Raw genomic sequence first — 12886 nt, forward strand, 5'->3', positions numbered from 1 at the left:
CCGATCTCCTCGACGGGGCGCGGCCGTTGGAGGCCCGCGGATCAGGCCTTCTTGACCACGCCGGACTTGAGCTGCATGGCACCGAAGCCCTCGATGCGGCAGTCGATGTCGTGCCCGTCGACACCGTCCACCAGGCGGATGTTGCGGACCTTGGTGCCGGCCTTGATACCGGAGACGCTGCCCTTGACCTTCAGCGCCTTGACCACCGTCACGGTGTCGCCGTCGCTCAGCACGTTGCCGACGGCGTCCTTGATCACGCGCTCGCCGGCCGGCGCGCCGGCCTGGTCGGCGCCGCCGGGCACCCACTCGTGGGCGCACTCGGGGCAGACCATGAGGGCGTTCATCTCATACGTGTACTCACTGGAGCACTGCGGGCACGGGGGAAGGTTGTCGCTCATGTGTTCAGGATATCCAGCTGTTCGGAGCTGGTCCGGGGCACGAGTGAGGAGGTCAGCGGGGGTACCGGCACCGGTCGGCCGCCGCTGCCGGTGGGCACGGGGTCGTGGCCGGCCGCCGCACCCGCCCGGCCTTCCCCATCCGCCCCCACCGCCGGGGCCGTCACTCCCCGCCCAGCGGCGCGGGCAGCGGACGGGAGTGCAGGACGTCCAGCCGGGAGACCGCCCGCGTCACCACCACGTACAGCCGGTGCAGGCCGCGCGCCTCGGCCTCCACGATGGCGGCCGGCTCCAGCACCACCACGTGGTCGTACTCCAGCCCCTTCACCAGCGAGGCGGGCAGCACCGTCACCCGCGCCGTGGTGCCGACCTGTTCGGCCGCCCCGGTCGGGATCCCCGCCGCGAGCAGCGCCTCGGCGGCCTCCGCCACCGCGCCGTCCGCCGCGATCACCGCGATCGAGCCCTCGCGCTCCAGCGCGGCCCGCACCGCCGCGACCGCCGCTCCGCCCAGGCCGCCCCCGGCCACCCGCCGCACCGTCAGCTCCCCGTCCTGCCGCAGCGACACGGCCGGCGGAACGTCCACGTCCAGCGCGCCCAGCAGGGTGTTGGCGAGGGCCGTCACTGCGGCCGGGACCCGGAAGCCGGTGGTCAGCGGCACCACCGCGGCCTGTGGCTTGCCCAGGTGGGCGAGCTGCTCGGGCCAGCTGCGGGCGGCCCACGGGGCGGTCGCCTGGGCGAGGTCGCCGAGAACGGTCAGGGAGCCGAAGGCGCTGCGGCGGGCGATCGCCCGGCACTGCATCGGGGAGAGGTCCTGGGCCTCGTCCACCACGACGTGGCCGAAGCCGGCCGGGCGCTCGATCAGGCCGGCCACCTCGTCCAGCAGCATCAGGTCGTGCTCGGACCACTTGGCGCTCTTCTCCGAGCGGGGCGGCCGGCGCCACAGGATCGCCGCCTGCTCCTCGGGGCCGAGCACCCCCTCGGCGGCCTCGGCCAGCAGGGCGGGGTCGCTCAGCAGCGCGGCGACCACGGCCTCCGGGCGCAGGTTCGGCCAGGCGGCCTCCAGAAAGGCGGCCACCGGCCGGCAGCGGCCGATCTTCCGCGACCAGGCGCCCGACCGGACACCGGTCCGCCGCTCGGCCTGGTCCTGGAGCATCGCCACCAGCCGGGTGCGCAGGCTCTCCCGGCCGATCGCGTACGGCGGCGCCTGCTCGCGCAGTTCGGCGACCGTCCGTTCCAGCCGCTCCGGGGGCACCCGCCACCGGTAGGAGCCGTCCGGTACGACCAGCGGCTCCGGGCCCGCCGCCCGGATGCGGCCGTACAGCGCCCGGCGCAGCACCGTCGCCATCCGCGCGTCCTGCTTGACCGCGGCGGCCCGCTCGTCGTCCACGGCGGCGACCGGCCGGGTGGCGACCAGGTCCTCGACGGTGCGCTGGGTGACGTCGATCTCGCCGAGCGCGGGGAGCACCTCGGCGATGTAGCGCAGGAAGGTCCGGTTGGGGCCGATGACCAGCAGGCCGCCGCGCTGGATCCGCTGCGGAAAGCTGTACAGCAGGTACGCGGCGCGGTGCAGCCCGACCGCGGTCTTGCCGCTGCCGGGCGCGCCCTGCACGCAGACCGACTCGCTCAGCTCGCCCCGTACCAGCACGTCCTGTTCGGGCTGGATGGTGGCGACGATGTCCCGCATCGGGCCGGTGCGGGGCCGCTCGATCTCGGCGGCCAGGATGCCGCCCTCACCACCGTCCGCCGCGGCGCCGGCCGCCGGGCCGTGCCCGCCGTCCGCGCCGAGGGGTTCGTCCTCCAGCCCGGTCAGCTCCTCCGGCGCGCCCAGACTCCACGGCGCCCAGCCGAACCGGCGGCGCCGCGCGAGCCCGAGCGGGGCGTGGGCGCTCGCCTGGTAGAACGCCCGGGAGACCGGGGCCCGCCAGTCGACCACCAGCGGCGGCACGGTCGGGTCCTCGGAGATCCGCCGGCGGCCCACGTAGTAGCGCTGCTGCCGGTGCTCCCCGGCCTCCGCGGTGTCGGCGAAGTCGAGGCGGCCGAAGAAGGACGGGCTCTCCGGCAGCTCGTTCATCCGCTTGGCGTGGGTGCGCAGGTACCGGCCGAGCGCCTCCGCGCTCGCACCGTCGCCGGAGACGTCCTCCGCGGCGACGACCTGGTGGCCCGCGTCCTCGACCTGCCGGGCCGTCGCGACCCGGCACACCTCGACGTAGGCCCGCTCCCGTTCCAGTTCGCCGTCCAGGTTCCGGATTTCCGAGGTCATCGTTCGCGCCCCTTCCCGCACAACGGGCTCGCCTGCCGTTTGGAGTCCAGCATAACTTAACTCAGTAAAAATACTGACTTGGTTGCTGCTCCAGGAAGCGGGTTCGGCCCGGGCGCCTCAGGACACCAGGGGCGCCTCCTCCAGCTCGGTCAGCGTCACGGTGCACAGGCCGCCGCGCTCCGCCCGGACGTCGGTGACCTCCAACTGCGTGCCGGGCAGCAGGATGAACTCCTCCTCGCCGGTGAACGCCGAGAAGTTCCTGATGCCGGCGGCCCGCACCGGACGCACCTCGAACAGCGTCCGCTTGCCCCGGCTGCCCAGGAAGGACCGCGCGACCCCGAGCTCGGAGGTGCAGGAGGAGACGCCCCACCACGTCACCGTCCTCCCGAGCGGGTACTGCCGCCGCAGGTCCAGCGAGACCCCGCGCCACAGCGGCGCGGTGCGGACGGGCAGCCGCGACACCGCCGCGAACAGCAGCCGCAGGTACGGCAGGTAGGGCACGAGCCGGCTGCGGTCCGGCGAGCGCAGCACCGCGTTGATCTCCCGGTAGAACGCGGACTCGCAAGTGTACAGGTACAGCGCGGCGATCTCGTCGGCGGACAGGCCGGTGGCCGCCTCGTCCGCCCGCCGCTTGCCGAAGTCGTGCGACAGCGACACGTGCCGGTCCAGGCCGCGCAGCAGCTCGGCGACCGGCGACACCGCCTCCCGGAAGCCCGTCGGCGGGGTGTCGAACACACCGGTGATCGCCGGCAGGACGAGGCCCTCGTCCTTCACCCCGGCGAGTCGGTCCAGGTAGAGCTGGTGCAGCTCCATGGTGGAGGCGATGAAGGCACCCATCCGCTCGGCGACCCCGGCCTCCGCCCCGCCGCCCTGCACCGACGGCGCGTTCCACCCCGTGCTGGGCAGCCAGTCGACCTCGTCGGCGCCGAGCGAGGCCAGGGCGGCGTTCACCGTGGCGAAGTGCTCGCCGTCGCAGAAGATGTCACCCTGGGCCGCCGGGTTGGCGTGGTCGATGTGGCGGACCTCGACCTCCGGGTACTTCTCCTGCAGCCGCAGGACGACGTTCTTCAGGCTGCGGGCGTGCGCGCCCCACCAGGCGAAGACCACGTAGCGGTCCTCCTCGGCTGCCCGCTGCTTGGCGCGGAGGATCTCCTCGACGATCCGCTCGGCGACCGGCCGCCAGAACCCGGTGTGCTCGTCCGGCCCCATCGCGCCGTCGCTGCTCGCGGTGAGCGCCGCGTTCAGCAGCAGCACGCCCTGGGTCAGCATCGCCTGGAACCACTCCGGCGGCTGGACCGTCTCCTGCTTCTTCAGCAGCGCCCGTATGTCGGCGATCGGCGTCTTCTTGGGGATGCCGTACTTCCACATCGCCGCGGCCTTGATCAGGCAGCGGATGCTGATCACCCGGCCGAACTGGCTGTCCTTCCAGTCGTGGAAGGTGTTGTCGAACATCGCGATGCCGGTGGCGCTCTCCGGCCTCGGGTACGGGTTCTGGCCGAAGACGACGACCTTCCACCGGTGCGGCGCGTGCGGCTTGAGCGCCTGGAAGGTCAGCTCCCGGACCGGGACGACCTCCGGGCCGCGGCCCGGGCCGATGAACGAGGCCGCACCGGGCTGCGCCTCGATCACCGGCTTCAGCAGCGGCAGCCACGGCTCGCCGCCGCCCGTGAAGAGGTCGGCGAGGGCGAGCGGGTCGTTCGGGTCGGGCTGGGTGGCGGGGGTGTCGACAGCGCTCATGGTGGTGCGACTCCGGCTGGTCGGGACCGTACGAATGTCAGACGAACGGCAGGTGATGGCCCGTCAGCTTCCCTGGCGGACACCACAGTCCTACCAGCAGGGTCCGACAATCCGGCCCGCGCCGAACGGCCGCCGACCGGCGCGGGCGAGGTGCCGACGGGGTGCCGACGGGGCCCGGACGGATTGTCAGTGCCGGGCGCTAGCTTCGTCGGTGTCACCAAGGAACCGGCCCACCGGGCACCCCCGACCGACAGGAGCCCAGCATGACCACGGACCGCACCGAGCCGCCGCTCAAGGTGGTGCTGACCGACCTCAACGCCACGGTCGTGGAGTCCTGGCGGGCGGCCTTCGCCGACGTCCCCGGGATCGACATCCGGCACGCCTCGCTGCTCACCGCGAAGGCGGACGCCTGGGTCAGCCCCACCAACTCCCGCGGCCGGATGGACGGCGGAACGGACGCCGCGATCAAGCGCCACCTGGGCGCGGGCATCCAGCTGCGGGTCCAGAAGGCGATCCGCGACCAGCACGCCGGCAGCCTCCCGGTCGGCAGCGCGGTCTGCGTCCCGTCCGGTGCCGTCAACCCGGCGTTCCTGATATCGGCCCCGACCATGCGGACCTCCTCGCAGAACGTCAGCGAGACCTTGAACGTGGCCCTGGCCTGCGCCGCCGCGTTCCAGGCCGTCCACCGGCAGAACCGGCTGCGGCCGGGCTCGATCCGGTCCGTCGCCCTGGTCGGCATGGGCGCCGCGACGGGCAAGGTCCCGCCCCGGGTCTGCGCCAACCTGATGTGGTCCGGCTACACCCTCTTCAACGACCACCACTTCGAGGACGACGACGACCTGCGCGCCACCGTCCTCGCCCAGTTGGACGACCTCGAAAAGGCGCCCGCCACCGAGCGGGTGCGCATCGTGCCGCCCGCACGCCGCGGTTCGCCCGCCCGCCGGGCCTGACCCCGCCCCGGAGCGGCCACCCGTACCGCCGCCCACCGCCCCACGGCCGCAGGGCGGCGGCGCCCCCCGCCCTGCTCACCCCGGCCGGACGCCCAGCCCGCGCGCCCTCAGCCCGCCGTGAGCGCCAGCCGGATCCAGCGCTCGGACTCGGCGACCGCCAGCCCCACGTCGAAGGCCTTCGGAGCGGCCGCGGCCTGCACCACCAGCCCCTTGAGCAGCCCCACGAAGGCCAGCGCGAAGGCGCCCGGGTCCACGCCGGGGCGCAGCTCGCCCTCCCGCTGCCCCTGCCCGACCACCTCGGCCGCCCATTCCCGGGTCCGGGCGTCCAGCTCCGCCACCGCGGTGGTCAGCTCCGAGGCCCCGGCGAGCGCCTCCGCGCCCAGCACCACGAAGGCCCGGCCCAGGTCGGTCGGGTTGCGCACGCCCTCCAGGCAGCCGCGCGCGAACCCGCACAGCTCGTCCACCGCGCCCGCCCCGCTGCGCTCCGGCGCGGCCGCCGCCATCGCCTCGGCCAGCGCCGCCTCCTGGAGCCGGGCGAGCAGTGCGGCCTTCGACCCGAAGTAGTGGGTGGCCAGGCCCCGGCTGAAGCCCGCCTCCTCCCCCACCCCGGCCAGCGTGACCCCGGTGCTGCCGTGCTCGGCGATCAGCCGGGCGGCGGCGGCGATCAGCGCGGACTCGGCCCGGGCCCGCCGTTCGGCCTGGGTGCGGCGCGCGGGCGCCTCCCGGAGCGTCCCGGGTCCGCCGGTTCGGCCCTCATCGTGCGTAGACATGCCACCATGCTACGGTGAACTTGCTTGTTGGATAACAAGTAACTTCCGGAGCGGCGGACACTCCCCCTGCCCGCCGCCCCCGCGAGAAGGGAAGTCCCGATGACCGCCACGATGCTCGCCGGCCGGCTCGACGTCGCCAAGGGCGCCTTCGCCGTGGAGGAGGTCCCCGTCCCGGTGCCCGGTCCGGGCGAGGTGCTGATCAAGGTCGAGGCCGCCGGCGTCTGCCTCTCCGACGTCCACCTGATCGAGGGCATGCTCAAGCCGCTCTTCCTCAAGGGCGACAAGGTCACCCTCGGCCACGAGGTCGCGGGCACCGTGCACACCCTCGGCGAGGGCGTGACCACCGCGGCCGTCGGCGACCGGGTGCTGCTGCAGGCCGGCGAGAACCGCGACGGCGTCGTGCACACCCGCGGCGTGGACTACGACGGCGGCTGGGCCGATTACGCGCTCGCCACCGCCACCACCCTGGTGCCCATACCGGACGAACTCCCCTTCGAGCAGGCCTGCTTCATCCCCGACGCGGTCTCCACCCCCTGGGCCGCCATCACCGCCACCGGCGCCGTGCGGCCCGCCGAGGCGGTCGGCGTCTGGGGCGTCGGCGGCCTCGGCGCCCACGGCGTGCAGCTGCTGCGGGCCATCGGCGCCTTCCCGATCGTGGCCGTCGACCCGCTGCCGGCCGCCCGTGAGCGCGCCCTGGCCTTCGGCGCCGACGCCGCCCTCGACCCGGCCGACCCCGCGTTCGCCCAGCTGCTGCGCGAGGCCACCGGCGGTCGCCCGCTGTCCGTCGCCTTCGACTTCGCCGGGGTCGCCCCGGTGCGCGAGCAGGCCATGGCCACCCTGGGCGAGCACGGCCGCCTGGTGCTGGTCGGCCTCACCGACAAGCCGCTGACCGTCACCAACGGCACCCTGGTCAGCTACCTGCGCCAGCAGATCCGCGGCCACTACGGCTCCGAGGGCCAGGACGTCGTCGACCTGGTCAACCTGGTCCGCGGCGGCCGGCTCGACTTCTCCCGCTCGGTGAGCGGCACCTTCCCGCTGGCCGAGGCGGCCCGCGCGGTCGAGGCGCTGGAGCGCAAGGAGGGCAACCCGATCCGCCTGGTGCTCAAGCCCTGACCCGGCCCCGCCGACCCGGCGCCGCACCTCCGGACTGAGCCCGGCGGGTGCGGCGCCGCCGTTTCCCCGGCCGCTCCACCGCCGGGACCCGCGGCACCGGGCCCGGCACCGCCGCCGCCACCTCGGCCGACTCCCGGGACAGCACGCCCCCGCACCCGACCCCGCACCTCGACCCCGCAACCCACAGCCCACACCCCGACCCCGCTGCCCAAACGCCCCAACTCCGCGCCCCCGCATAGAAAATGGCATGCACGCCACTAGCCAACCGGCCAGTAGCACCCCTACCGTCGACTCTTCCGTGAGACTTCGACGGAGGAGTCCGCCTTGCGTTCACGCCAGCGCCCCCGCCCCCGCTCCCTCCGACTCCCGGCCGCCGCCCTCGCCTCGGCCCTGCTCGTCACCGCCGCCCTGACCACCGGCCCCACCGCCACCGCCGCCCCCACCCCGGCGGTGACCGCCGCCGCCAACGACTACTGCGGCGGCCACTGCGCCGACATCCTGCCGCCCGGCGAGAACGGCAACGCCACCCTCGCCGACATCCTGCTCAACCGGGCCTTCGGCACCCGCCCCGCGCACACCGACGACCAGCTCGGCCCCTACGCCGCCCTCGCCTCCGGCTACCCCGGCCTGACCGAGGCCAAGCTGCGCGACTTCTTCAACGACGCCTCCTTCGGCGTCCCCGCCGACCAGGTGGCGAGCACCACCAGCCCGCGCCCGGACGTCACCATCGTGCGCGACAAGGCCACCGGCGTCCCGCACATCTCCGGGACCACCCGCTACGGCACCGAGTTCGGCGCGGGCTACGCCGCCGCCCAGGACCGCCTCTGGGTGATGGACCTCTTCCGGCACGTCGGCCGCGGCCAGCTGTCCGGCTTCGCGGGCGGCGCCGCCGCCAACCGCCAGCTGGAGCAGACCTTCTGGCAGGCCGCGCCGTATACCGAGGCGGAACTGCAGCAGCAGATCGACGCCATCGCCGCCCGCGGCGGCCGGGCCACCCAGGCGCTCGCCGACGCCAACGCCTACCTCGACGGCATCAACCAGTACGCCAAGGAGTCCTACAACGCCCGCACCTTCCCCGGCGAGTACGACCTCACCGGGCACATCGACCCGATCACCAACGCCGGCTCGATCGAGCCGTTCAAGCTGACCGACCTGGTGGCCCTCGCCTCCGTGGTCGGCGCGCTGTTCGGCTCCGGCGGCGGAGGCGAACTGGCCTCCGCCCAGGTCAAGTCGGCCGCCGAGGCCCGGTACGGCAAGGACGCCGGGGACGCGGTCTGGACGTCGCTGCGCGAGGCGGACGACCCGGAGGCCGTCCAGACCCTGCACGACGGGCAGAGCTTCCCGTACGCGACCGTCCCGGACCAGCCGCAGGGCACGGCGCTGCCGGACCCCGGCTCGGTGGTGCCCGAGCGGGTCGTCTACGACGCCACCGGCTCGGGCAACTCCGCCACCACCGAGGCGAACGGCGTCCTGCCCGGAAACCTGCTGACCGCCAAGCACGGAATGTCCAACGCCCTGCTGGTCTCCGGCGCGCACACCGACGACGGCCACCCGGTGGCCGTGTTCGGCCCGCAGACCGGCTACTTCGCCCCGCAGCTGCTGATGCTGGAGGAGATCCAGGGCCCCGGGATCAGCGCGCGCGGCGCCGCCTTCGCCGGCCTGAGCTTCTACGTGCAGCTCGGCCGCGGCCAGGACTACGCCTGGAGCGCGACCTCCGCCGGTCAGGACATCACCGACACCTACGCCGTCCCGCTCTGCACCACCGACGGCTCCCCGGTCACCACCGCCGCCAACTCCTACCTGTGGCACGGCCAGTGCCTGCCCTTCGACCGGCTGGAACGCAAGAACGCGTGGAAACCCACCACCGCCGACTCCACCCCGGCCGGCTCCTACACCCTGGTGATGTACCGCTCCAGGTACGGCCTGGTCAGCGCCCGCGGCACCGTCGGCGGCGCGCCCGTCGCCTTCACCTCGCTGCGCTCCACCTACCGGCACGAGGCCGACTCCATCATCGGCTTCCAGGAGCTGAACGACCCGGGCGCGGTGCAGGGCGCGGCGGGCTTCCAGCGGGCCGCGCAGGACATCAACTACACCTTCAACTGGTTCTACGCCGACTCGCGCGACATCGCGTACTACAACTCCGGCAACAACCCGGTCCGCGCCCCCGGGGTGGACCCGGGCCTGCCCGTCCAGGCCCAACCCGCCTACGAGTGGGCCGACTTCGACCCGGTCGCCAACACCGCCCGGTACACCCCGGCGGCCGAGCACCCACAGTCCGTCAACCAGGACTACTACATCTCCTGGAACAACAAGCAGGCGAACGGCTTCACCTCGGCCGGTTTCGGCAACGGCTCGGTGCACCGCGGCAACCTGCTGGACGACCGGGTCAAGTCCCTGCTCAGGAACGGCGGCAGGGCGAGCCGGGTCTCGCTCACCCAGGCGATGGAGAGCGCCGCCCTGGCCGACCTGCGGGCCGAGGACGTGCTGCCCGACCTGATCCGCGTGCTGCGCAGCGCGCCCGTCACCGACCAGGCCGCCCTCACCGCCCTGCAGCAGCTGGAGGCCTGGCTCGCCAACGGCGGCCAGCGGAGGGAGACTTCGGCGGGCAGCCACGGCTACGCGGACGCCACCGCGATCCGGGTGATGGACGCCTGGTGGCCACTGGTCGCCGAGGGCGTCATGCGGCCGGGCCTCGGTGACCCGCTGTTCGGCGCGCTGACCGGCGCCCTCCAGATCAACGAGTCCCCCTCGGGCGGGCAGACCGGCTCGGCCACCGGCCCGGTGAGCGCCAACGAGGCCATCCCGCACAAGGGTTCGGCCTTCCAGTACGGCTGGTGGAGCTATCTGGACAAGGACCTGCGCGCCGTCCTCGGCGACCAGGTGGCCGGCCCGCTGGCCCGGCCGTTCTGCGGCGGGGGCGACCTCGCGGCCTGCCGGACCGTCCTGCTGGACACCCTGAAGCAGGCCGCCGCCCGGACCTCCGCCCAGGTCTACCCGGGCGACGCGGACTGCTCGGCCGGTGACCAGTGGTGCGCCGACACGATCATCCAGCGTCCGCTGGGCGGCGTGACGGACGCCAAGACCACCTGGCAGAACCGCCCGACCTACCAGCAGGTGGTCCAGTTCCCGAGCCACCGCTGAGCGAAGCGGCCGGTGCCCCCGGCGAGGGGCACCGGCCGCCGGTCACTCCGCCGCGCCCACCCGCTTCACGACCGCCGCCGTGTCCTCGCGCAGGTACCGGGGCTGGACCCGCAGCCGCCGGACCGCCTTGATATACGTCTCCCGGCTGTCACCCGTGGTCATCCGGTCCGAGGCGGCTTCGGCCAGCTCGACGATGGACTCCATCAGCCCGGCGAGCGCCCCCAGCAGAGCCGCCTCCTCCTTCTCCGGAACCCTCTCCCGGCTGCTGTCCCGCGCCTTCGGCAGCGCGTTCTCCCGCAGCTGCCGCCGCGCCTCGTCCACCGCGTCGACCATCGCCCGTACGCCACTGTCCATCGCGACCCCCTCGTCCCTTCGCTCCTCCGGTGTACTCCGCGAGCCTTCCCACCCCGCCCGCCACTCAGACCCGACCCGACGCGCGGCCCGCGGGAACTGCCCCTAGCGTGGTCCGGGGACCGCCCGACCACCCCCGGGCCGAGACCCGGGCCCCGCACCAGGAGGCATGCCGACCATGACCGCCAACCTCGCCGAGCTCACCGGCGACTACGTCCTCGATCCCACCCACACCCGGATCGGCTTCGTCGCCCGCCACGCCATGGTGACCAAGGTCCGCGGCGCGTTCCACCGCTTCGAGGGCACCGCCCACCTCGACGGCGGCGACCCGTCCAGTTCCTCCGGCCAGGTGGTGATCAAGGCCGAGAGCATCGACACCGGCGTGGAGCAGCGCGACCAGCACCTGCGCACCAACGACTTCCTGGACGCGCCGAACTTCCCCGACATCACCTTCCGCTCCACCGCGGTCGAAGTGCGCTCCGACACCGACTACCGGGTCACCGGGGACCTGACCATCAAGGACACCACCCGCCCGGTCACCATCGACTTCGAGTACACCGGCAACGCCGTCGACCCGTACGGCAACCTGCGGGTGGGCCTGGAGGGCTCGGTCACCATCAGCCGCAAGGAGTACGGCGTCACCTGGAACGCGGCGCTGGAGGGCGGCGGCGTCCTGGTCGGCGACAAGGTCGTCCTGGAGTTCGACATCTCGGCGATCCGGCAGGGCTGACTCCTCCCCCGAACGGCCGGAACCGGTACCCCCGCGAACGGGTTCCCGCCGCGGCCCGCCAACCGCCGGACCGCGCGGCGGCCGCCCGGCTAGTCTCCTGGCATGCCAACAGAAGACTCCCTCGCGACCGGCCAGCGCTCCCTCGGCGACCCCGCCCTCGACTACCCGCTCTGGCCCCCGCTCACCGCCGGCTGCCCGCGCACCGGAACCGAGGACGTCTCCTACCCCGTCGAGGTCGACTACGCCTACGACAAGGCCGACCCGGCGGGCCTGTTCGCCCCCGCCCCGGTGCGCGGCGGCCTGGAGCGCTGGGCCCCGCTGCTGCCCCCGCTGCTCGCACCGGGTCTGGGCGAGGGCGCCACCCCGACGGTGGAGATCGAGCCCGGGGTGTACGTCAAGGACGAGTCCCGCAACCCCACGTGGAGCCACAAGGACCGGCTGAACCGCTGTACCACCAGCGCGGCCGTGGGCGTCGGCGCGCCGGGCCTCGCGGTCGCCTCCTCCGGCAACCACGGCGCCTCGGCGGCCGCCTACGCCGCCCGCGCCGGACTGCGCTGCGTGGTGTTCACCGGCCCGGACCTGCCGCCGAACGTCGACGCCTTCCTCAACGCCTACGGCGCGGTGGTGCTCCCGGTGCCGTGGGAGGCCCGCTGGCCGCTGCTGCGCCAGGTGGTCGACCGGCTGGGCCTGCACCCGGTCAGCAACCTGACCACCACCCACACCGGGCACGCGTACGGCCCCGAGGGCTACAAGACCGTCGCGTACGAGATCTTCCAGGACGTCGGCCTGCCGAGCGCGGTGTTCGTCCCGACCGGCTACGGCGAGCTGCTGTTCGGCGTCTGGAAGGGCTTCACCGAGCTGCGCCGGCTGGGCCTGACCGACCGCGTTCCGCGCATCCACTCCTGCGAGACGGCCGCCTCCGGGCCGCTCGCCCTGGCGATCGCCGAGGGCCTGCCGGCCGCCCGGGTGACGGTCGGCCCGAGCGACGCGTACTCGATCGCCTCCCCGGTCAGCGGCTACCGTGGCGTGCTCGCCGTCCGGGAGAGCGGCGGCCGGGCACTGACCCTGGACGACACTCAACTCGCCGACGCCCAGCGGGAGCTGGCCCGGGCCGGGCTCTGGACGGAGCTGTCCTCGGCGGCCGGCCTGGCGGGGCTGCGCAGCCTCGGCGAGCCGGACCTCGCCAAGGGCCCGGTGGTCTGCGTCTCGACCTCCAGCGGGTTCAAGGACAAGGGCGTCGGCACCGGTCGGACCGAGCCGGTCGCCCCCGACTGGGAGGCGGTCGCCCGCCGCCTGCGCGCGGCCGGCATCACCGGCTGAGCCCGGTCCTTCACCGCCGCGAGGCCCGCTGTTCGCCCGCCCGCCCACGCTCGTAGGGTCGCCGTAGGGTCGGTGTTCGCCGAGCGCCAGCAGGCTTGCACTCTCCGTCAACTCCCGTC

The 12886-nt window shown here is 74.0% G+C and carries 10 protein-coding genes; 5 read left to right on the forward strand and 5 right to left on the reverse strand.

Translation table 11 applies throughout. The features are described from left to right. Nucleotides 1–41: 41 nt before the first annotated feature. The 3 genes from ACFVUY_RS09350 to ACFVUY_RS09360 all read right to left on the reverse strand — a co-directional run bounded on the left by ACFVUY_RS09350 (nt 42) and on the right by ACFVUY_RS09360 (nt 4392). A complete protein-coding gene (locus tag ACFVUY_RS09350; protein WP_387686568.1) occupies nt 42–398 on the reverse strand; it encodes a zinc ribbon domain-containing protein YjdM in 357 nt (118 codons plus the stop codon). A 160-nt stretch (nt 399–558) separates the two neighbouring features. Next, nucleotides 559–2655 carry a HelD family protein gene (locus ACFVUY_RS09355; RefSeq protein WP_387728539.1) on the reverse strand — a complete coding sequence of 699 codons (2097 nt, stop codon included), beginning with the start codon at nt 2653–2655 and terminating at the stop codon, nt 559–561. 117 nt (nt 2656–2772) lie between these two features. Beyond that, entirely contained in the window at nt 2773–4392 is a 1620-nt protein-coding gene (locus ACFVUY_RS09360) for an ADP-ribosyltransferase domain-containing protein (protein ID WP_380630844.1), read from the reverse strand. Between the two features lie 263 nt (nt 4393–4655). Between ACFVUY_RS09360 and ACFVUY_RS09365 the strand changes: the two genes are divergently transcribed. Next, nucleotides 4656–5342, forward strand: a complete 687-nt coding sequence (locus tag ACFVUY_RS09365) for a macro domain-containing protein (protein ID WP_387686578.1) — start codon at nt 4656–4658, stop codon at nt 5340–5342. A 107-nt stretch (nt 5343–5449) separates the two neighbouring features. Here ACFVUY_RS09365 and ACFVUY_RS09370 read toward each other — a convergent pair whose 3' ends face one another. After that, a complete protein-coding gene (locus ACFVUY_RS09370; RefSeq protein ID WP_387686581.1) occupies nt 5450–6112 on the reverse strand; it encodes a TetR/AcrR family transcriptional regulator in 663 nt (220 codons plus the stop codon). A 99-nt stretch (nt 6113–6211) separates the two neighbouring features. Here ACFVUY_RS09370 and ACFVUY_RS09375 point away from each other — a divergent pair, with 99 nt between their 5' ends. After that, entirely contained in the window at nt 6212–7225 is a 1014-nt protein-coding gene (locus ACFVUY_RS09375; protein ID WP_387728542.1) for a zinc-binding dehydrogenase, read from the forward strand. Between the two features lie 324 nt (nt 7226–7549). Then, nucleotides 7550–10366 (forward strand): penicillin acylase family protein, encoded by a 2817-nt coding sequence (locus tag ACFVUY_RS09380; protein ID WP_387728544.1) that lies wholly within the window; start codon nt 7550–7552, stop codon nt 10364–10366. 42 nt (nt 10367–10408) lie between these two features. On the opposite strand, the gene ACFVUY_RS09385 is transcribed toward ACFVUY_RS09380, so the two are convergent. Beyond that, the gene (locus ACFVUY_RS09385) at nt 10409–10720 is read right to left on the reverse strand and encodes a hypothetical protein (protein ID WP_387686587.1); all 312 of its coding nucleotides are present in this window, start codon (nt 10718–10720) and stop codon (nt 10409–10411) included. Nucleotides 10721–10895: 175 nt separating this feature from the next. Between ACFVUY_RS09385 and ACFVUY_RS09390 the strand changes: the two genes are divergently transcribed. Both ACFVUY_RS09390 and ACFVUY_RS09395 read left to right on the forward strand, forming a co-directional pair. Further along, entirely contained in the window at nt 10896–11447 is a 552-nt protein-coding gene (locus ACFVUY_RS09390; RefSeq protein WP_387686867.1) for a YceI family protein, read from the forward strand. A 102-nt stretch (nt 11448–11549) separates the two neighbouring features. Next, complete coding sequence (locus tag ACFVUY_RS09395; RefSeq protein ID WP_387728546.1) at nt 11550–12767, forward strand: pyridoxal-phosphate dependent enzyme; 1218 nt, start codon at nt 11550–11552, stop codon at nt 12765–12767. The last annotated feature ends 119 nt before the right edge of the window (nt 12768–12886 follow it).

This window comes from Kitasatospora sp. NPDC058063 (genome assembly GCF_042885395.1).
Taxonomy (GTDB): domain Bacteria; phylum Actinomycetota; class Actinomycetes; order Streptomycetales; family Streptomycetaceae; genus Kitasatospora; species Kitasatospora lactacystinica.

What these genes read in the sequence shown, in the direction of transcription:
- ACFVUY_RS09370 (WP_387686581.1), bottom strand. Translation starts at nt 6,112, where the DNA reads ATGTCTACGCACGATGAGGGCCGAACCGGCGGACCCGGGACGCTCCGG.
- ACFVUY_RS09390 (WP_387686867.1), top strand. Translation starts at nt 10,896, where the DNA reads ATGACCGCCAACCTCGCCGAGCTCACCGGCGACTACGTCCTCGATCCC.
- ACFVUY_RS09355 (WP_387728539.1), bottom strand. Translation starts at nt 2,655, where the DNA reads ATGACCTCGGAAATCCGGAACCTGGACGGCGAACTGGAACGGGAGCGG.
- ACFVUY_RS09375 (WP_387728542.1), top strand. Translation starts at nt 6,212, where the DNA reads ATGACCGCCACGATGCTCGCCGGCCGGCTCGACGTCGCCAAGGGCGCC.
- ACFVUY_RS09350 (WP_387686568.1), bottom strand. Translation starts at nt 398, where the DNA reads ATGAGCGACAACCTTCCCCCGTGCCCGCAGTGCTCCAGTGAGTACACG.
- ACFVUY_RS09395 (WP_387728546.1), top strand. Translation starts at nt 11,550, where the DNA reads ATGCCAACAGAAGACTCCCTCGCGACCGGCCAGCGCTCCCTCGGCGAC.
- ACFVUY_RS09360 (WP_380630844.1), bottom strand. Translation starts at nt 4,392, where the DNA reads ATGAGCGCTGTCGACACCCCCGCCACCCAGCCCGACCCGAACGACCCG.
- ACFVUY_RS09385 (WP_387686587.1), bottom strand. Translation starts at nt 10,720, where the DNA reads ATGGACAGTGGCGTACGGGCGATGGTCGACGCGGTGGACGAGGCGCGG.
- ACFVUY_RS09365 (WP_387686578.1), top strand. Translation starts at nt 4,656, where the DNA reads ATGACCACGGACCGCACCGAGCCGCCGCTCAAGGTGGTGCTGACCGAC.